Here is an 18,130-nt window from a genome sequence, read left to right as displayed (position 1 = left end):
GTGCTGGCCTCAGGTGACGGTCCAGCCGCCGTCCACAGTAATGGTCTGTCCTGTGATATTACGCGCCGCCGGCCCCATCAGAAAGCGGCAGATGCCGGCCAGCTCCTCGAAACTGATGAAAACACCCTTTGGCATGGGCTTGAGCATGATTTCGTCCACCACTCTGGACTTGGGGATCCCATGGCTGCGGGCCTGATCCTCGATCTGCTGCTCTACCAGCGGCGTTTTCACATAGGTGGGGCAAATGGTGTTGATGGTAATGTCTGATTTCGCTGTTTCCAGTGCCACCACCTTGGAGAGGCCGAGCAGGCCGTGCTTGGCCGCCACATAGGCACTCTTGTAGGGGCTGGCCACCAGGGAATGGATGGAGCCTATGTTGATGATCCGTCCAAAATCCCGTTCCTGCATCCCCGGCAGCACCGCCCGTGTCACTCGGGCCGCGCCCACCAGCATGATCTGGATGAGCTGGTCCCACTTGTCCATGGGGAATTCCGCCAGGGCCGCTACATGTTGCAGGCCGGCGTTGTTGACGAGCACATCCACCGGCCGGTCCAGGGCGTCGAGGGCGGCATTGACTGACTCATCGCTTGCCACGTCCAGGGGCAGGGCTTCGACCTCACCGCCCTCCTTGCGGATTGCGGTTACGGTATTGTCCAGCGCTTCCCGAGACAGGTCGGTCACCGTTATCTGTTCGCCATTGGCAGCGAGGTCGCGTGCGATGCCGGCACCGATACCGCTGCCGGCGCCCGTGATCAGTACATGTCGCTGCGACATTTGATTGTGCTCCCTATGATGTCTGAGAAAACGCTAGCATTTTCCGGGCATGGTGAAACCTGTACGAAGGTCCAGGTCGGAGCCAGGCCGGGTAGCGGTAAGCTGTGAAGCATTGGATGCTTGAGAATTGGGAGTAGGGCGATGAGCGTGAGTCAGGACTGGAATCGTAGCGGTAGCCATGGCGGGTTCGGCGAGCGGCTTTGTCTGGCAGGTCTGTTGTGTCTGTTGCTGGTGTCGGTGAGCGGCTGTGAGCGGGATTCACCTGAGTCGCCGCCAACGTTTTACGAGCCAGTGGGGGAGCTAAGGGTTACCTCACACGAGGATCTGGTTTCGGCCGGGCAGGGCTGGGATGGCCTGCAAGGCCAGGCGCCGGCGCTTGCGGAGCCGGAACAGGCCGACCACGAGGACAAGCGGCGTCTGGCCATGCATGCCAACTGGACCGCGATTGTCGATGTCCATGGCCCCTCACCCTTTGGCGACGATAGCCTGCCGCGCATCCCGGGGCAGGAATTCCATCAGTTCATTCGCTTGGATGGTCACAGCCAACCGACACGCCTGCTGATGCAGTTCCCGGACTCGTTCAACAGCGAGCAGCCCTGTCTGGTGGCTGCGCCGGCATCCGGCTCTCGGGGTGTCTACGGCGCCGTTGGTCTGGCGGCCAAATGGTCGTTGGAGCGCGGTTGCGCCTTGGTGATGACAGACAAGGGGGCGGGAACAGATCATTTCGACCTGGCTGCCGGGAAGGGCATGACGCTGGATGCCCGTGTTGCCGCCCCCGATGAAGCAGTTCTGGGGTTTGCACAGGATGCTGGCGAGGGGGCGACGCTGGTGGCCATGCAACACGCCCATTCTCAGGATCACCCCGAGGCTGACTGGGGAAGCTTCACCTTGGCAGCCATTGACCAGGCGTTGACTTGGTTGGAGGAATCCACCCCGGAACATGACGTGGACCGGGCAGGGGTAAGGGTGATCGCCGCCGGACTGTCCAATGGGGGCGGTGCCGTGTTGCGGGCTGCCGAGGCCGACCAGGCGGGACTGGTTGATGCGGTACTGGCGGTGGCGCCAAACATCACAGTGGAGGGTGCGCCTTCCTTGTATGACTACGCCACCCTTGCAGGCCTGTACCAACCCTGCCTGCTGGCGGATCAGGACGCCCTGTCCGGGATGAGTCTGGCCCAGCCGGGCCAGTTGGCGGAAGGCCGTCAGGCCTGCGAGACACTCGCCGAAGCGGGCTGGCTTGAAGCGGCGGACCCGGCCGAGGCCGCCGAGCAGCTGACCCGGGCCGGGTTCACGGACAAGGCATTGAGCCAGTCGGCGATTAATGCCGGATTCGGTCTGTGGCGTTCCGTGGCCGCCAATTACGCTTCGGCCTATCTCCGGCGCGGTGCCGACGACATGCCCTGTGGCTACCGTACTGCCCTGGTGGATGAGGCGGGTGCACCACGCTCGGCTACCGCAGTGGAGCGACATCAATGGTGGTCGCTCAGCACGGGTATCGCACCCGACGAGATGATTCAGTTGCTGGACGGGGAGGGGCAACCACCCATGGCGGGATTGGGCTGTCTACGCGAACTCTGGATTGGTGACAGCGAAGAAGCCGATCACTTGCGACGGGCCGTTGCCGACACGCGGGCCAGCGGTGCATTGCCCGAGATTCCGGTATTGATTCTGCATGGCGACATGGATGGTTTGGTTCCACCGGCTTTCAGTAGCCGTCCCTACGTGGAGGCGGCCTTGGCGGCGGGCGCGGATCGACTGGTTTATCGCGAGATCCCGGGCGGCCAGCATTTTGATGCCTTGCTAGCTCTGCCCGGAATGCGTGAGCGGCATGTTCCCTTAATGCCCTATGCCCAGTCGGGCCTGGAACGCCTCTGGCAGGTGCTGGACGGGGAAGAAGCCCTGGATTCGCCCCTGGTCTTGCCGGGCGAGCTGGGTAATGAATTGCCCGAAGCCGAGCAGTGGCCTTGAGGGCATCATCGGGCCAGTGTCCGTTCTACATTACCCACGATCTCATTGCTGAGTCGATGGACGATGGAGCGGGTGGTGCCCGAGACGGCCTTTTCCAGTAAGCGGTTTTTCAGTTCGTACTCCAGTTTGAAATGCAGGCGCGTGCCATCCTCGGTAGGGGTGAGGGTGTAGCGGCCACGGTTGGGGACACCGGTGAGTGAACGCCAGGCGAAATGATTGGGTGGCTGGATATCGGTGACCTGAACCTCGAACTGGAGCTTAAAGCCGGCAACACGAACATGCCAGCGGTAGCGCTCATCGCCCAGGGCTTCGATGGCTTTGACCGCCTCGGTGAGATCCACGAAGGGTTCCACCCGGCTGATCAGCTCGAAGACGGCCTGGGGTTCGGCCTTAAGCGTCGCTTCGTGTTCAATGATCGGCATGGTGTTGAGGCTCACGGGTGATGACCGCTTCACTCTAGCAGAATGGAAGCAGCTGCTTGAGGGCGGGCTGTGATGGTGCTGGACGGCTTCGACCGGCGGCGGTCACAATGGGCCCATGAATAAACAGCCATCTGCCATTCGAGAATACGACCGCCTGGCCCCGGACTATGACCGGCGCTGGGCCGATTACATTAGGGCTAGCCTGGATGCCACCAGCCAACGCTTGATGATGCGTTCCGGAGAGACTTTGCTGGATGTGGGTTGTGGCACGGGCTTGTTGCTGGCCCGACTTCAGGCGGAAGTGCCCGGGGTCGCGCTCACCGGGCTGGATGCCTCATCCGGCATGCTGGTCCAGGCCCGTGAACGGCTGGGGGAGTCGCTTGCACTGATTCAGAGCCCGGCCGAGCACTTGCCTTTCCCGGATGAGTCGTTCGATGGGGTGGTTTCCAGCAGCGCTTTTCATTACTTTCGCCAGCCGCAACAGGCGGTAAATGAAATGTACCGTGTATTGCGCCCCGGCGGGCGGCTGCTGATCACCGACTGGTGCCGGGATTATTGGACCATGCGTCTGCTTAACCGCTGGTTGGTTTTTCGGGATCCGGCCCATTACCACACTTGGCGTGGCCGGGATTTGCAGGGTTTTCTTCACCAGGCAGGCTTCGAGGCCATTGGGCTGGAGCGCTACCGTATATCGGCGTTCTGGGGCCTGATGAGTGCCCAAGCCCGGCGAGGGCGCGTGACAGGGGTCGCCTAGGCGAGAATGTCCATCGTCAACAAGGCCCGCCGTTGCGGCGGCTCGATGGGGGGAGAGCGGTGTGCGATGCCACGACCTTCGTTGCCGGGCCAGGCCTCGCCCTTGAGCAGAGCAATGGCATAGGGCGGTATCGCCTGGATCTGCTCGGTGTTGGCGAGGGGATCCTGTTTCGGGTCGGACAGGGGGCGGCCCAGCAGTGACCGGTTGGTGGCCGTTTCCGGCAGCCATTCGGTGCCAACGCCGCCATAGCTTACGATCAGTCTTGCAATGACCCGATCCACATTAAAGCGGGGACACATGGCCTGGTTAAGCACCCGCAGGCGCAAGCCGCTGCGGTCCGGGCTGAACAGATCATGCCAGAGTTCGTTGATGTGACTGAGGTCATCCAGGAAGGCCTCAGCGCCCGGCAGGCTGGTGATGGATTCCGGCAGGGTTGCGGCGAGTTCCTCTTCCGGTTGAATGACCAGCTCATGGGCGAAAAGCCCCGACGGGGTCAGGGTCTGCTCGCAGAAGGCGCGCAGGGCAGGGTGAACCTCTCGTTCGAGTATGGCCAGATTGATCCCTGGCTCGACAATCCGGCTCAGAACCAGGGGTTCCGAGCCTATGATGGCGTGATCCTGCCCTGAGGGGGTGTGTGACTCCCGGCTGACGGCCATGCGTTTCTCTCACTATTGCCTTTGATTGGTTTGTTATAACGTAACGTTTTTGCTGTGGCTAGTCAATGTGAATCGTCCATCAGACCGGGGTTTTGAAACGGCCTTGCTTGACCGCTTTCGGGCGACCGAGCAGAATGCTGCTCTTTCAAAATCCTGGTCGATGACGTTGGTTAAACCTTCCCACCGTTTGCGGCTGCCTTGAACCATTCAGGATGCATAGGAGTGATTGATGGGTGTAAAGCTTTCCCTGGAGCACGGGGTGTATGAAGTACTGGATTCCAACCTGCACAAGTATTCATCCACGGCCGTCAGCGGCGGGGGGAGCAACGTTCACGGTGGGATTGATCATATCTCAACAACGGTGACCCATCACAGCGATCAGGAGCTGTGGGTTCGGGATGTGGATAGCGATCAGGAACGTCAGTTCCAGTTCAGTCAATTTAATGTGGCAGCCCGCCCGGGCCATAAGCTTCTGGTGATCTGGGACCGGCTGGGCAACAGAATGGAAAGGATCGTCAACAAGAATACCGAAGTAACGAATGCAGCCGGTGGTGTCTATAATACCTGGGCCCCCAGAAACCAGTTTTTGAGACACCCCCTGGGACGCTTCTTGTTTAATCCCGTGATGATGGCAGGCTTGAGCCTGATTCCATTTCTGGGCTGGCTCATGTCTGGCTTGATGCACCTGCTCGGGGTGTTTACAGGAAAGCTCTCCAGTGCCGAAGGCGGGCTCCGTAGTGGGCTGACGCGGCTCTATAATGGCTTTGTGGCGTTTTGTATCATGGCGCATGCCCTGTTCAGTCTGTCGCATTGGAACATGATCGACTACGGTCAATTCGGCAGCACTGTTATCTTTATGCTGCTTCACTTTTTGATGATGCCGGTAAACCTGCTTGCCTACTACCTTGGCAATCCACTTGGTTCATGGTGGACCGTGAGTCTGGGCCTGGCCGCCTACATCTATCTGGCGACGGTGTTGATCAATATTCACCACCAGCGCCGTATTGCCCATGCCAGCAAGCGGATTGATGAGTATGCCAAAAAGGTGGAGCAATCCCACCCCGCTTTTCAATAAGAAAGACGGATTCCCGTCCGCGGTCATTTTCCTCGCAGCGCGGTGATGGCTTCTTCGATGCCCTTGACGGTCAAGGGGAACATATTGTCGTTGACCAGCTCACGTACCATGCCAATGCTGTAGGTGTGTTCCCATTCGGTTTCCGGAATCGGGTTCAGCCAGACAATGCGCTTAAAGTGTTGTTTGATTTTTTCAAAGGAGACTTGGCCCGGCTCCGGGTTCATGAAATCGATGGCCCCGAAGGGGACGGCAATCTCGTAAGGAGACATGGCGGCGTCACCCACGATGATGACCTTATAGTCCGGGCTGTAGGTGTGGAGGATGTCGTCCAGGGCGATCAGCTGTTGCTGGCGGAGCTGATTGTCCTGCCAGAGATGTTCATAGATGAAGTTGTGGAAGTAGTAATGTTCCAGGTGCTTGAATTCACTGCGGCAGGCGGAGAATAGCGTCTGGGATAGCTGGACGTGGTCATCCATGGAGCCGCCCACGTCGAAAAAGGTCAGTACCTTGACGGCATTGTGGCGTTCCGGCCGGGTCCGGATGTCCAGCAGGCCGGCATTACGGGCAGTGGAACGGATGGTTTCGTCCAGGTTGAGTTCTTCACGGGCACCGCTTCGGGCGAAATGGCGCAGCTTGCGCAGGGCCAGCTTGATATTGCGGCTGGCCAGTTCGGAGTCGTCGTCCAGATTGCGGTACTGGCGTTGCTCCCAGACCTTGGTGGCTCGACGATGCCGGCCCGGGCCGCCGATGCGGATGCCTTCCGGGTTGTAGCCGCCGTGGCCGAAGGGGCTGGTGCCCCCGGTCCCAATCCATTTGTTGCCGCCCTGGTGGCGGGTTTCCTGTTCCTTGAGCCGTTCTTCCAGGGCTTTCATGAGTGCCTCCAGGCCACCCATGGCTTCAATCTCGCGTTTTTCTTGCTCCGTGAAGTGCCGCTCCATTTCCAGGCGCAGCCAGTCTTCCGGCAGTTCACTACCCAGTGGGCTGGGCATGGCCTCCAGACCTTCATGGAAATGGGCGAAGGCCTGATCGAAGCGGTCGAACTGGGTCTCGTCCTTTATCAGCGTCATCCGTGCCAGCTGATAAAAAGCGTCCATATCGCATTGGGGCAGCCCGGCCTCCATCACCTCATGGAGGGCGATCAGGTCCTTGGGCGTGACCTTGAGGCCATGCTGGCGAAGGGTGGTGAAAAAGCGAATGAGCATGAAGCAGTCCCGCTGCCCGGATCAGGCGCCGCGGCGGCTCATGAAGGCCAGCCGCTGGAGCAGTTGGACGTCCTGCTCGTTCTTGACCAGGGCCCCGTAGAGCGGCGGCAGGGCCTGGCGGATATCTCCGTCCTTCAAGGCCGCGGCGGCGAGTTTGTCGCTCACCAGCAGCTTGAGCCAATCCAGTAGCTCCGAGGTGGATGGCTGCTTTTTGAGACCCGGCACGTCCCGAACCTGGAAGAATAGCTGCAGGGCATCGCTCACCAGGCGGGATTCGATGTCGGGGAAGTGAACATCGATAATGGCCTGCAGGGTGTCGGCATCGGGGAAATCGATGTAGTGGAAGAAACAGCGGCGCAGGAAGGCGTCCGGCAGTTCCTTTTCATTATTGGAAGTGATGATGACCACGGGTCGGTGACGGGCACGGATGGTTTCTCCGGTCTCATAGACATGAAACTCCATGCGGTCCAGTTCCACCAGCAGGTCGTTGGGGAACTCGATATCGGCCTTGTCGATTTCATCGATCAGGAGTACGGCCCGCTCATTGCTGCTGAACGCTTCCCAAAGCTTGCCGGGGCGGATGTAGTTGGATATCTCGTGCACCCGGTCATCGCCCAGTTGGGAGTCCCGCAGGCGGGAGACGGCGTCGTACTCATATAGGCCCTGCTGGGCGCGGGTGGTGGATTTGATATGCCACTGGAAAAGCGGCATGCCCAGGCCCGCGGCGATCTCCTCGGCCAGCATGGTTTTGCCGGTGCCGGGCTCGCCCTTCACCAAGAGAGGGCGTTCCAGGGTCATGGCGGCATTGACTGCCAGGCGCAGTTCTTCGCTGGCAATATAGTGATCGGAACCGGTGAAGGCTGTCATTCCTCGTCCTCTCGCAGTCGGTGCGGAAGGCGAAGTGTAAGGATTCCGCGGGAAAAGGACAAAGCCCCGGTTCGTTACACTGGGACTGCGGCTTCGCTCGTGGCATGGTATGGGGTGACGGGTCCGACGAGATCGGCCATGAATCTGGAGACTGATGAGCCATGAAATACCTGAAGCAATGGATAAGACGGCGGAGCGGCCTGGTGCTGCTTATGGTGGTGATGGTCTGCCTGGCCACGGCGCAGGCGGATGACTCGGATCAGCCGTCCCGGGAGGCACAGACCCAGCAGCTGATGTCAGCGCTGGAAGGCAGTCATTGGGTTCAGGATGGCTCGGAGAACGCGGACCGGGTGATCTATACCTTCACGGATGCCAACTGCCCCTATTGCGAGCGTTTCCGGGAGGCCGCCGAGCCCTGGATCGAGGCGGGGGAGGTTCAGCTGCGCCATATCATGGTGGGGATCATTCGTGATGACAGCCCGGCCAAGGCCGCCCATATTCTGGGCTCTGATGATCCCACCCGGGAACTGCTTCGGCATCAGTCGGATGAGCAGGACAGCGAGCTGGATCAGTCGGCAATCAGCGAGACAGGACCACAAGTGCAGCGCAATAATCAGCTCATGCGCGGCCTGGGTGCCTCAGCCACGCCCACCAGCATTTATCTGGATGATTCCGGCGATCTCAGCGCGGTCCAGGGAATGCCTCAGGGGCGGCAAATGCAGGCGCTCATGGGCGGTCCCAGGCCAGATTGATTCTGGCTGATACCGGCTGTCGCCTGCCGGTGATTTGGATGGCCCGGCGTGTTCCGTTGACCCTGCCAATGACACCGCTGGGAAATGTCAGGGACTCAGACGTCTGAATCGGAAGGCAAGCATGGATACCATGGTCCGCCTGATATCAGGCCCGGGTAACCATCTTCTTATGGACATGGATTTGTCATGATGCTGACGGCCATTATTCGGCGCACCATAATGGCGCTGCTCCTGCTGGGGGCGCCAGCGCTGGTGGTTTTCTGGGTCACCCCGCAGCTGAGCAATTATCTTCAGGAGGATTATCGCCTTTGGCAATCCCTCGCAGGCCTGCTGGCCGTGCTCGGGATGGTGCTTGCGGCGCTGTTTAGCCAGTGGCGTATCAGTTCGGCTCTGGCATTGATGATCACTCTCTACCTCCTGGTTTTCACCAACGGTAGTTTGCCGGGCGCCGGTTGGTTCCCCCTGCAGCTATTGCTACTGACCGCTGTCTTGACGGTGATTGCCGTCCTGCCGGAGTGGGGCCCCGTCAGCCCAGCCACAATCCTGACGGGCCTTTGCGTGTTGTTGGCCGTCTTGATTGGTTTTTACGAGCTTCCGCCGGTGGTGCCGAGTGTCCTGGAAGCTCATTTCCATACCTTATATGGTTTGGATTTGGGGCTACCGGCTATCGTTGCCGGGCTTGGCATGGCGATTGTGCTGGCCGTTCAGCTTTGGCGCCCCGAGCCGACCCGCGGTGCGGTATTGATCGGCCTGGTCTGTATTTTTCCGGTGACACTGACCACGCCGAGCCTTGCGAACTGGGTGGTGCATTTTGCCACGGCAGTGCTCGCCCTTTGGGGCGGGCTTCTGGCCCATGCCTGGGCCCTGGCTTTTATTGACGAGCTGACCGGCTTGCCAAACCGACGTGCCCTGGATTATCGACTGCGACGGCGTCAGTTGGCCATTGCCATGGTGGATGTGGACCATTTCAAGAAATTCAATGACACCTGGGGCCATGATGCCGGCGATGAGGTGCTGAGGTGGGTGGCACACACCCTTTCCCGGCGCAGTCAGGGGGCCAAGGCCTATCGTTATGGGGGCGAGGAATTTGCCATTGTCTTTCGTACCGCCCACCCGGCAAAGGCCGGCAAGCACCTGGAAGCATTGCGTCGCAACCTGTATGAAAATCACTTCAAATTGAGAGGACCACGCCGGAATCGCAAGTATCGGGGCAAGGGGGGCGGCAAGCCGGTGCGCATTACCGCTAGCTTCGGACTGGCCATGGCCCGTTCCGGGGAGGCACCTGCTGAGACCATGCGCCGTGCGGATGCGGCCCTTTACCGAGCCAAGCGCAACGGTCGAAACCGGGTGGTGGTGAGCGAATAAGACAGAAACGGGGGACGGATTTGAAAGGAATGGGCATAACAGGCCTCCCTCTATATGCGTTTTTTATTTTAGTGATTCAGGTCATATTTTACATATGCCTATATAAAAGCTAGGCGATTCGAGACCTGATGCAAGCATGAACCTGCCAGTTTCCGACGAACGGCTATTCTGGTGATGCCGGTCAGTTTCCCAGCGCATTAAGGATTGAAGGGTAGCGCCTTGAATAAGAGATGTAATAACGTTACATTCATTTCCTTTTTGGGGAGGTGCCATCTTCATGCCGTACGAAAATCGTCGCTTTATAACGGCGCTCGCCTGTGCGGGGTCTTTTCTGGCCCCGGGGCCGGTGCTGGCCGATGCCGGGGCGGAACTGGATTCGATTGTGGTTACCGCAACCCGGAGTGAACAGCCACAGGCTGAGGCCCCTGCTGGGACCACAGTGATTTCCAGGCAGCAGATTGAAGCCCTGAGTGGTGCAGGGGACCTCAACGATATCCTTCGACAGGTACCGGGCATTTCCGTCCAGGGAGAAGGCCGGGAAGGCCGCTCCACGGTGCGGGTCCGGGGTCTTGAGGGCGAGCACACCCTGTTTCTGGTGGATGGTCGCCGGATGCCCAATACCGATGCGGCCTTTGCCCATTCCGATTTCCGGTCCCGGCCATTGCCCCTGTCTGCCATTGAACGGATTGAAGTGATCCGTGGCCCCATGTCAGGCCTCTACGGGGCCGATGCCATGGGCGGGGTAATCAACATCATCACCCGGCGCCCGACTGACGCCGGGGCGGCAGGTGAAGGATCGCTCCGTCTCGGCACCGCGGAACGAGGGGGCAACGAGGCGCGGCTCGATACCGCTTTAGGCCTTCGGGACAGCCAGGACCGCGCCCTGCTTCTGGCGTTTGAGGGGAACGATAGGGCCGCCTCACCGCATCCTGACCGTTTGGGTGACGAGGTGGAGGCGCGCCGTGACCAAGTAGCCATCGCGGATCTACAGCTGCCTCTGGGACGCACTCAGAACCTGGGTTTCCGAGCCCGTGCCGGACTGGACGACCGGGATTTTCAGAATGCTCCCGGTGATACCCGGGAGCAGGAGGTTCGCCAGAGTGAGTTGGGCATTTCCTGGGACGGTGATTTCGGCGGGACCCACCTGGCCTTTGATGCCTATGACAGTACCAGCCGCTTGGAGCGGACCAGCGACCCGGATCACCAGCCCCGTCGCCTGGGGGATCAGGTCGGGGAGGGCCGTATTATCCAGGGCTGGGGCATGAACCAGACCCTGACCGCTGGGATGGAATATCGTCGCGAGACCTTGTCGGATCCGAACAATCTTCCAGATGAAGAGAGCGCTGAACATAGACGGCTGTATTTTCAGAACGCCAGTCGTTTCATGAATGACCGATTGCTGGTTACGGCCGGGGCTACCCACCTGAACCACAGCCGCTTTGATGCCGTGACATCCCCCCGGGTGAGTGCCAGTTGGGGCCTGAGCGAGGGCTGGCATGTAAAGGGGGCGTATGGCGAGGCTTTTTCAACGCCTCAATTGCATCAGTTGTCGGAAGACTATCTCTCCATCGGCATCGGGCGTCCCTTCGACATCATCGGTAATCCGGACTTGGAACCCGAAACCAGCGAAGGCATGGAAGTGGGCCTGATTCGGGAAGGCAACACTTTCCAGGCCGGTGTTGTGTTGTTCCGGAACAATATAGAGCAGTTGATTGAGACGACTTGCATTGAAAACTGTGAAGGTCCGCCGACGGTTGGCCCCGCCCGGATTCGCCAGTACGTGAATGTGGACCGGGCGCGTACCGAGGGCAGTGAGCTTTTTTTCCAGTACCGCCTGAGTGCGGAATGGGAAGTGGAAATGAATCATACCTATTTGCGGGCCAAGGATCTCGATACCGATGAGCGACTTAATGGTCGTCCCCGGCACAATGTTCATGCCCGTATTGGCTGGCAGCCTTTAGATAATCTCGGGTTTGATATCGATGCTCGCTATACAGGCCCACAACAGTTCGATGGCGACGATGCCCCCGGATATACCCTCCTGGGCCTGCGTTCACGGGGGCAGTTGAGCGACGCCTGGCGCTGGGCAGCCGGTGTGGAGAACCTGGCGGATATCCGACTGGAATCCCGATCCCCTACTTTTAATTACACCGAGCGCGGCCGCTTTCTGTTTGGGCGCCTCACTTATCGCTTTGGAGGATGACCTTATGACGTTTATGCGTCTATTTCTGTTCGCCATTTTCACGGCAAGCCTGAATGCCCAGGCCCATGAGCCGGTGGAGATGGATACCGAGCGTTTCTCGGCTGACACCCGTCTCTTTATTTCGGACAACGCGAATCATCAAATCATCGTAATGGATTTGCCTGCGGGCGAGGAGGTTACGCGGATCAGCGTGCCGCCCCAGGTCATGTCCATGGGGGTGACCGAGTCCGGCCAGTATCTTCTGGCCACTCGCGGCAGAGATACGGATCGACAGTATCTGACCGTGGTGGACACCGGTCTGAATGACAGCGGTGACTGGACCTTTCCGGTGGTGAGCAAAACCCTCTTGCTGGGGGAGAGCATCAGCTCGGTTCGTACCAGCGGCGTGCAGACCTTGAGAGGACAGCATCTGCTCGCCGCCGAGGCGCAAGGCCGATTGATTCACTTTGATGAATCGGTGTTGGCGGCGGAGCGAGTCTTTGAATACAGCAGCACGGATGTGCATCCCGACCACCTTCATATCGTTGAGTTGGAGGACGAGGCCTTGCTGGTTGGCATGACGCGCCATGGGGAGGTTCGTCACAAGGACGCCGATGGCAATGTGCTGGCCCGTCATGACTGCCCCGGGGCCCATGGCAGCTACCGCCATGGCGAGCGCAGCTTCTTCGGCTGTCGTAACAGCATTCTGGTCTTCTCCGGCCATGAAAAGCTGGAACGGGTTTCGGTGCCGGATGAACAGGCCCGTGCGGCCAGTTTCTATCCCGGCGGCGGCCGACTCTGGGGTGGTTCGGAAAGCTTCAATGGTCTGGTCTGGATCGATCCCGATAGCCTGGAAATCGGGGTATATGAAGCCGCCGACCGGGTGGAGCGTCACAACACCTCACCGGATGGTGAATTGCTGGCTATGCTATTGGGCAATGGTGAACTGCATCTGCACGATGCCGCCACGGGTGAGCATCGTTATCACCTGGAATTGGCGGAGGAAGTGCCGGCAATGACCCGCAGTACTGCCGGGGCCTCGGCGCCCGGGGTGGAATTTTCCGGCGACAAGCTATTGGTGTCCCTGCCGGCTTCCGGGGATGTTTATGTCATTGATGTGGCGGGGGAACCGGAAATTCTCCATCACTGGCAGCTGGATGGGCGGCCCACTCGGATCGTTCCCATCAGCAACGCGCAATAATTCACCACCCCATGCGGGTGCCTGTCTGAATGGCCCCGATACCGGGGCTATTCAGGCGGGCGGAACTGCTGATCCAGGGCCTCGACTTCAGCATCCACGGCATCGTCCAGGGGTGGCTCGCTGGCTTCAAGGCGGGTTTGGGGAGTGGGCAGGCGAATCTCGAACTGAACACCTCGAATATCCAGGGCTTCGAAACTCAGGGAAGGCTGACGCTTGCCCGGGTGGTAGCTGAGTTGCCAGCGGGGCCGATCACGATACTCGGGGTCCATCCGGGATTGCTTGCCCTTGGGGGCGAACTCGGCGAGTTCGATGGGACGCACCTCATCCTCATGCCGGACCCAGGCCCGCTGCAGGGGGGCGGATAAGGCCCATCGACAGCGCGCCGCGGTTGGGTGCTCTTCTTCCTGGACAGGGCCATGGCTGTCTTCGGGAGCCGAGTCCTCGTGCTTTGAGGGTCGACAATGGATTCGCCCTTCGGAGAGGCGAACCTCGGCACTGATGGCCTCTCTTTGCCCGTCGGCCAGCTCCAGTTCGATCAGGTATTTGCCCTCCGGAACCGCCACATTGTCCAGATGGATTTGCCCCTCATAGCCCTTGACGATTTCATTGACGAAGTACAAACCCAGGCCCCGGCCATGGTGGTCCCGGCTTCGACGGGTGGAAAAGCCCAGCTGGAAAAGCTGCTCCTGGTCCGTGACCGGGATATGGGGGCCCCGATTGTAAAGCCGGAAGATCACGTGACCGGCCCGTTCGCCCAGGGTCATGGACAGCGGCGGGATGCCCACCCGGGGCGTGACCTTGCGGGAAAAGAACTGGGCGTTCTTGATGAGATTATCCAGCATCAGCACCAGATGGTTTTCCTTGCCCAACAGGGCACTCACCGGGGATAGCTGAATATGGTATTCCCCATCCTCCACTTGGTAGTTCTCGGATGACTCCGGCAGGGCGGGGCGTTCGGGCTGCAGCAATCCCAATGCCTGCCAGGCCGCTTTGCGGGGGTCACAGAGTGGTTCGAAGGGTGGAGGACCCTGTTGATCGGCATTGAGCAGGCGCTGGCAATATTGTTCCTCGCATTCGCAGAGATGGTTGCCGATATGCAGTGAGAGATTGTCGGCCGTAGACAGATCGAGCAGGTCCCATAAATAACGCATGGCATCCTGGGCCTCCCCCAGTGTCTGCCTGGCCGGCTCCGCCTCGGTACTCTCCTGAGCCTGCCGAAGTGCGGTCTGGACCTTGTCGAAGCTGATGACACCGTTATGCCGGACTTCCGCGGCAATCCCCTTGAAGTGCAGAAACTTCTCATCGTATTCGATGTATTCCAGCAGCTTGTCGCTGATGAACAGCTTGAGCTTGTCGGCGTGACCGGCGTAGGTGTGGGCCTTGAGTTGCAATTGCCGGTTCCGGGACCACAGCTCATCCAGTTGCTCCTGGAGTTGCTTTACCTTCTGCTGTTGCCGCCGCCGAACCCGCTGGAAGCGTCTAAGGTCCAGCAGCATCAAGGCCATGAAGCCGCCTACGACGACATAGAGGGTATGAGCCTGAAAGGCCTGCTCGGGGAAGGAGTAGAAGACTGAAAGAATGGGGTCGCCCAGCAAGAGGAGATAAGTTGCCAGCAGCAGTGCCCCCAGCGCACTCGGCCAGGGATAGCGGCTGAGTGGAACACGGATTGTGGGTTTGCTCTGTGATGCCTCAGTCATCTTCATGTCCTCTCCTTGGGCGGCCGCCAGCAGTAAGCCCCCTCGTCACCAAAGGTGACAATGCCCTTGCCATCCTTGCAGATGGACAGGAAATCCCCCTTGCCACCCATGGTCTGGTCGAAAGCCAGGCGAAGGGTGCGAATGTGTTGTCGGTAGCTGGCGTAGGAAAAGCGCTCGCTGTCCATGTCCAGTTTTTCCGCCATCTGGAGAGTGGACAACGGGCGTGGACAGGCTTCGACCAAATATCTCAGGATCTTGCGGGGCATGGGGGCCAGCGGGCGGCGGGGATTGGCCGGGTTCATGAGTTTCTGGCCTTGCCAGTAGATCTCCCAGGTGGCGGTATCCAGGGTTAAGGCGCCGCTTTGCAGGGAGTCTCCCGCCCGGTCCGGCCCGCTTTGACGCATCCGAGCTGCCCGCAGTGCCGCCTTGATGCGCCAGCAGAGGACCGACTCCACATTGAGCTGGTGCTTGGCGATGAAATCCCGGGCACCGGTTTCCTCGAATGCTTCCTGTTCGATTTCCGTGCCGCTGTGCTCGGACAGATAAAGGATGGGGGTGTCGGGCCATTTCCTTTGCAGCATGCGGGAGACGGAAAAGCCGGCGGCCGGGTTGCCGTTCATATGGGCATCGATCAGGGCGATAGCGGGGGCCTCATGGGCATCCGCCAGTCGGATGTGCTGACAAGCAGCCTCGGCAAACTTGAACACCTGTACTTCGGTGGGAGTATCACCGAATTCGCTTGCTTCCAGCACGGGTTGAAACTTGTCGATCCAGTGGGACTGGTCTTCCACCCAGAAGATTCGGGTCATCGCGACAATCCAAGGGATGAATCTGGGATCAGTTTAGCATGCCACCCCGATCCTCTCTTTCCCCGGATTTTGCTGTTCACGGATTTTTCACCAGCGACCCCCAGACTGTGTGCCAAGTCAGTCAATCGTCAATCGCAAGGGGTGAAACATCATGTTGAGCGAACTGCTTTACATCTGGTCGGATTCGGGGGCCTTGTCTGTCGCCATCTGGCTGGTGATTGCCATGACGGTCCTGTATCTGGGCCGTCCCCATGCCCATCAGCTGCTGCGTAGCAGTGGCCGGGCCCTGAACCAGAGCCTGAGGCTGGCGGCGGCCAGTATTCGCGGGCTGGAAGGCCAGGTCAGCCGGCGGAATCGGGATGTGCTGCTGGCCATGGGCCGGGAGGAATCGGAAAAGGCAGTGGAGCGGGCGTTCAGCCGGGTCAATGCCGTGGTGGAACGGGACCTGGCCCGCTACCCGGAACTGCATCGCCGCTTGGCCGATGTGTTGGCCAAAGTGGAGGCGGACTACCAGGCCTCCGCCACTGAGGCGCCTTTGCCGCCGGCCTGGTCGGAAGTGGTGGAGACGGTCTCGGCCCTGCCCAGCTCCGGTGATCCCCAGGTGGTCAAGGTCCTGGAGAACATCAAGTCGGTGGTGGAAAAGTCTCATCGGGAAACCCTGAAGGTGCACCAGAAATATCTCAAGGAGCGGCACAAGACCCTGCATGCCATGCAGCCGGAATGGCGCCGGCTCAATCAGCAAATGGAGCAGGTTCAAAAATCGGTCAGCAGCCTGGATGAGCAGACCCGCCAGATTGATCGCCACATGGAGAACTATGAAAGCATCCGGCGGGGTGATGACAAGTCGGTTCACGCCCTGACCGCTTCTTCGCTGACCCAGTTCTTCATTGCCGCGCTGGTCCTGGTGATCGCGGCTTTCGGGGGCTTGATCAACTTCCATCTGATCGCCCTGCCCATGTCGGAAATGGTGGGGGGTGCGAGCTATATCGGGAATGTGCCGGTCTCGGACGTGGCGGCCCTGGTGATCATCATGGTGGAAATTTCCATGGGGATTTTCCTGCTGGAAGCCCTGGGGGTGACCCGTCTGTTCCCCATGATCGGCCGGATGGATGATCGGATGCGTCGGCGGATGGCCATTGTGGCCTTCAGCATTCTCTTTATCTTCGCAACCATTGAATCCTCGCTGGCCTATATGCGGGATCTGCTGGCCCAGGACCGGGAAGCCCTGGCCCAGACCCTGGCGGGAACGGAAATGGTCGAGGCCCAGTTCCGCTGGATTCCTTCCGTGGCCCAGATGATGCTTGGCTTCATTCTGCCCTTCGCCCTGGCCTTCGTGGCCATTCCCCTGGAGGCCTTCATCAATTCCCTGCGCACGGTTCTGGGTCTTTTGAGTCTTGGGGTGCTGCGTTTTGTCCGGGTCGTTCTGCGGACGGCCGGCGGTCTGGCCGGCCATGGCAGCAAAATGCTGATCAGTGTTTATGACCTCTTTGTCATGTTGCCCCTGGGCGTGGAGCGGATGGTGCATTCATTACGTGAACAAGCCGGCAACCGGGCAGGGCGTCATGACAATCGTTCAAATCGTGCTGGCAAGGGCCGTCATAAAGCAGCCGATACCGATGAGCAATCCCTGAAGCCGAAGGAGGCCTGATATGGATTCCCTGACACATGACAATCATCCCCGCATGGAAGCACAGCCGGCCCGAGGTTGGTTCCGGGTGCTCTTCCTGGTCTTTCTTCTGCCGCTTCTCTTGCCCGCCTTATTGCTGGGTTTGCTCAGTGGCTGCGGGGACAACCGGGCCCAGCAGCGCGCGGTGGTGGTGTTGGTGGATATCTCCGGTGATTACGCCAGTGAGATCGAGCAGGTCCAGGCCCTGACCAATTATGTCCTGGCCGACCTGAATAGCGGTGACTCCATGGCGGTGGCCTTCATTGATAACAGCAGTTTCAGTGAACGGAATTTCATTGCCCGAACTGAACTGGATCGCCGGCCCAGCGTGGCCACCCAGCAGAAACGTTACCTGAGTGGGCAGCTGGCCGAGTTCCTGGAGCGTTTTCAGGTACCCAGTTATCACAGTGACATCAGCGGCGGGGTGCTGCTGGCCAGTGAGTTCCTCCGGGAAAGCGGGGCCGGGGAAAGGTATCTCTTTCTTCTCTCCGACCTGGAAGAGGATCTGATGCCCGGCATGAATCGGGATATGCCCTTGGGCCTGGAGGGGGTGGAGGTGATTGCCGTGAACGTCACCCGCGGCCGTTCGGACAATTATGATCCCTCCGCCTACCAGGATCGCTTGTCGCATTGGGCGTCCCGGGTTGAGGATAGCGGGGGAGAATGGCGAGTGGCCAGTGACCTGGCGCGACTGGAACGGATGGCCGTCCTCCGCTAGAGGCCCAGACAGGGATGTCGCG

16 protein-coding genes are annotated in these 18,130 nt (G+C 59.8%); 9 read left to right on the top strand and 7 right to left on the bottom strand.

Going from position 1 to position 18,130, the window contains the following annotated elements:
* Positions 1-9: 9 nt before the first annotated feature.
* Positions 10-774: a 3-hydroxybutyrate dehydrogenase gene (locus J2T60_RS06015; protein ID WP_253446785.1), complete on the bottom strand. Its 765-nt coding sequence runs from the start codon at positions 772-774 to the stop codon at positions 10-12.
* A 141-nt stretch (positions 775-915) separates the two neighbouring features.
* Between J2T60_RS06015 and J2T60_RS06010 the strand changes: the two genes are divergently transcribed.
* On the top strand, positions 916-2,742 hold the full coding sequence (locus J2T60_RS06010; protein ID WP_253446783.1) for a 3-hydroxybutyrate oligomer hydrolase family protein: 1,827 nt from the start codon (positions 916-918) through the stop codon (positions 2,740-2,742).
* 5 nt (positions 2,743-2,747) lie between these two features.
* Here the strand turns inward: J2T60_RS06010 and J2T60_RS06005 are convergent, their stop codons facing one another.
* Positions 2,748-3,164, bottom strand: coding sequence for an SRPBCC family protein (locus J2T60_RS06005; RefSeq protein WP_253446781.1), 417 nt, complete (start codon positions 3,162-3,164; stop codon positions 2,748-2,750).
* Positions 3,165-3,279: 115 nt separating this feature from the next.
* Here J2T60_RS06005 and J2T60_RS06000 point away from each other — a divergent pair, with 115 nt between their 5' ends.
* Complete coding sequence (locus tag J2T60_RS06000; protein WP_253446766.1) at positions 3,280-3,918, top strand: class I SAM-dependent methyltransferase; 639 nt, start codon at positions 3,280-3,282, stop codon at positions 3,916-3,918.
* On the opposite strand, the gene J2T60_RS05995 is transcribed toward J2T60_RS06000, so the two are convergent.
* The gene (locus tag J2T60_RS05995) at positions 3,915-4,574 is read right to left on the bottom strand and encodes a DUF1826 domain-containing protein (RefSeq protein ID WP_253446763.1); all 660 of its coding nucleotides are present in this window, start codon (positions 4,572-4,574) and stop codon (positions 3,915-3,917) included. The genes J2T60_RS06000 and J2T60_RS05995 overlap by 4 nt on opposite strands.
* A 259-nt stretch (positions 4,575-4,833) precedes the next feature.
* Between J2T60_RS05995 and J2T60_RS05990 the strand changes: the two genes are divergently transcribed.
* Positions 4,834-5,649, top strand: a complete 816-nt coding sequence (locus tag J2T60_RS05990; RefSeq protein ID WP_253446760.1) for a hypothetical protein — start codon at positions 4,834-4,836, stop codon at positions 5,647-5,649.
* A gap of 23 nt (positions 5,650-5,672) precedes the next feature.
* Here J2T60_RS05990 and J2T60_RS05985 read toward each other — a convergent pair whose 3' ends face one another.
* Both J2T60_RS05985 and J2T60_RS05980 read right to left on the bottom strand, forming a co-directional pair.
* Positions 5,673-6,851: a vWA domain-containing protein gene (locus J2T60_RS05985; protein WP_253446757.1), complete on the bottom strand. Its 1,179-nt coding sequence runs from the start codon at positions 6,849-6,851 to the stop codon at positions 5,673-5,675.
* A gap of 21 nt (positions 6,852-6,872) precedes the next feature.
* Positions 6,873-7,718, bottom strand: a complete 846-nt coding sequence (locus J2T60_RS05980) for an AAA family ATPase (protein ID WP_253446754.1) — start codon at positions 7,716-7,718, stop codon at positions 6,873-6,875.
* A gap of 161 nt (positions 7,719-7,879) precedes the next feature.
* On the opposite strand from J2T60_RS05980, the gene dsbG reads away from it, so the two are divergent.
* The 4 genes from dsbG (at position 7,880) to J2T60_RS05960 (ending at position 13,218) form a co-directional block, all read left to right on the top strand.
* The gene (gene dsbG, locus J2T60_RS05975) at positions 7,880-8,470 is read left to right on the top strand and encodes a thiol:disulfide interchange protein DsbG (RefSeq protein ID WP_253446751.1); all 591 of its coding nucleotides are present in this window, start codon (positions 7,880-7,882) and stop codon (positions 8,468-8,470) included.
* 186 nt (positions 8,471-8,656) lie between these two features.
* Positions 8,657-9,835 (top strand): GGDEF domain-containing protein, encoded by a 1,179-nt coding sequence (locus J2T60_RS05970; RefSeq protein WP_253446748.1) that lies wholly within the window; start codon positions 8,657-8,659, stop codon positions 9,833-9,835.
* Positions 9,836-10,112: 277 nt separating this feature from the next.
* The gene (locus tag J2T60_RS05965) at positions 10,113-12,038 is read left to right on the top strand and encodes a TonB-dependent receptor plug domain-containing protein (protein WP_253446745.1); all 1,926 of its coding nucleotides are present in this window, start codon (positions 10,113-10,115) and stop codon (positions 12,036-12,038) included.
* A 4-nt stretch (positions 12,039-12,042) separates the two neighbouring features.
* Entirely contained in the window at positions 12,043-13,218 is a 1,176-nt protein-coding gene (locus tag J2T60_RS05960) for a hypothetical protein (protein WP_253446742.1), read from the top strand.
* Between the two features lie 47 nt (positions 13,219-13,265).
* Here J2T60_RS05960 and J2T60_RS05955 read toward each other — a convergent pair whose 3' ends face one another.
* Together J2T60_RS05955 and J2T60_RS05950 are read right to left on the bottom strand one after the other, a co-directional pair.
* Positions 13,266-14,921 carry an ATP-binding protein gene (locus tag J2T60_RS05955; RefSeq protein ID WP_253446739.1) on the bottom strand — a complete coding sequence of 552 codons (1,656 nt, stop codon included), beginning with the start codon at positions 14,919-14,921 and terminating at the stop codon, positions 13,266-13,268.
* On the bottom strand, positions 14,918-15,724 hold the full coding sequence (locus J2T60_RS05950) for a response regulator transcription factor (protein ID WP_253446736.1): 807 nt from the start codon (positions 15,722-15,724) through the stop codon (positions 14,918-14,920). Before J2T60_RS05950 ends, J2T60_RS05955 begins: the two co-directional genes overlap by 4 nt.
* Before the next feature lie 151 nt (positions 15,725-15,875).
* Here J2T60_RS05950 and J2T60_RS05945 point away from each other — a divergent pair, with 151 nt between their 5' ends.
* Together J2T60_RS05945 and J2T60_RS05940 are read left to right on the top strand one after the other, a co-directional pair.
* Positions 15,876-17,372, top strand: a complete 1,497-nt coding sequence (locus J2T60_RS05945; protein WP_253446733.1) for a hypothetical protein — start codon at positions 15,876-15,878, stop codon at positions 17,370-17,372.
* A gap of 1 nt (position 17,373) precedes the next feature.
* A complete protein-coding gene (locus J2T60_RS05940) occupies positions 17,374-18,108 on the top strand; it encodes a VWA domain-containing protein (RefSeq protein ID WP_253446730.1) in 735 nt (244 codons plus the stop codon).
* Positions 18,109-18,130: the final 22 nt, after the last annotated feature.

Origin of the sequence: Natronospira proteinivora, assembly GCF_024170465.1 — a bacterium.
Taxonomy (GTDB): Bacteria; Pseudomonadota; Gammaproteobacteria; order Natronospirales; family Natronospiraceae; genus Natronospira; species Natronospira proteinivora.
The sequence above is the reverse complement of the archived record's forward strand: the minus strand, read 5'-3'. Positions and strand labels throughout refer to the sequence as shown.

Excerpts from the sequence above, each read along its gene's own strand:
- J2T60_RS06015 (WP_253446785.1), bottom strand. The coding sequence starts at position 774 with ATGTCGCAGCGACATGTACTGATCACGGGCGCCGGCAGCGGTATCGGT.
- J2T60_RS06010 (WP_253446783.1), top strand. The coding sequence starts at position 916 with ATGAGCGTGAGTCAGGACTGGAATCGTAGCGGTAGCCATGGCGGGTTC.
- J2T60_RS06005 (WP_253446781.1), bottom strand. The coding sequence starts at position 3,164 with ATGCCGATCATTGAACACGAAGCGACGCTTAAGGCCGAACCCCAGGCC.
- J2T60_RS06000 (WP_253446766.1), top strand. The coding sequence starts at position 3,280 with ATGAATAAACAGCCATCTGCCATTCGAGAATACGACCGCCTGGCCCCG.
- J2T60_RS05995 (WP_253446763.1), bottom strand. The coding sequence starts at position 4,574 with ATGGCCGTCAGCCGGGAGTCACACACCCCCTCAGGGCAGGATCACGCC.
- J2T60_RS05985 (WP_253446757.1), bottom strand. The coding sequence starts at position 6,851 with ATGCTCATTCGCTTTTTCACCACCCTTCGCCAGCATGGCCTCAAGGTC.
- J2T60_RS05980 (WP_253446754.1), bottom strand. The coding sequence starts at position 7,718 with ATGACAGCCTTCACCGGTTCCGATCACTATATTGCCAGCGAAGAACTG.
- dsbG (WP_253446751.1), top strand. The coding sequence starts at position 7,880 with ATGAAATACCTGAAGCAATGGATAAGACGGCGGAGCGGCCTGGTGCTG.
- J2T60_RS05970 (WP_253446748.1), top strand. The coding sequence starts at position 8,657 with ATGATGCTGACGGCCATTATTCGGCGCACCATAATGGCGCTGCTCCTG.
- J2T60_RS05965 (WP_253446745.1), top strand. The coding sequence starts at position 10,113 with ATGCCGTACGAAAATCGTCGCTTTATAACGGCGCTCGCCTGTGCGGGG.
- J2T60_RS05960 (WP_253446742.1), top strand. The coding sequence starts at position 12,043 with ATGACGTTTATGCGTCTATTTCTGTTCGCCATTTTCACGGCAAGCCTG.
- J2T60_RS05955 (WP_253446739.1), bottom strand. The coding sequence starts at position 14,921 with ATGAAGATGACTGAGGCATCACAGAGCAAACCCACAATCCGTGTTCCA.
- J2T60_RS05950 (WP_253446736.1), bottom strand. The coding sequence starts at position 15,724 with ATGACCCGAATCTTCTGGGTGGAAGACCAGTCCCACTGGATCGACAAG.
- J2T60_RS05945 (WP_253446733.1), top strand. The coding sequence starts at position 15,876 with ATGTTGAGCGAACTGCTTTACATCTGGTCGGATTCGGGGGCCTTGTCT.
- J2T60_RS05940 (WP_253446730.1), top strand. The coding sequence starts at position 17,374 with ATGGATTCCCTGACACATGACAATCATCCCCGCATGGAAGCACAGCCG.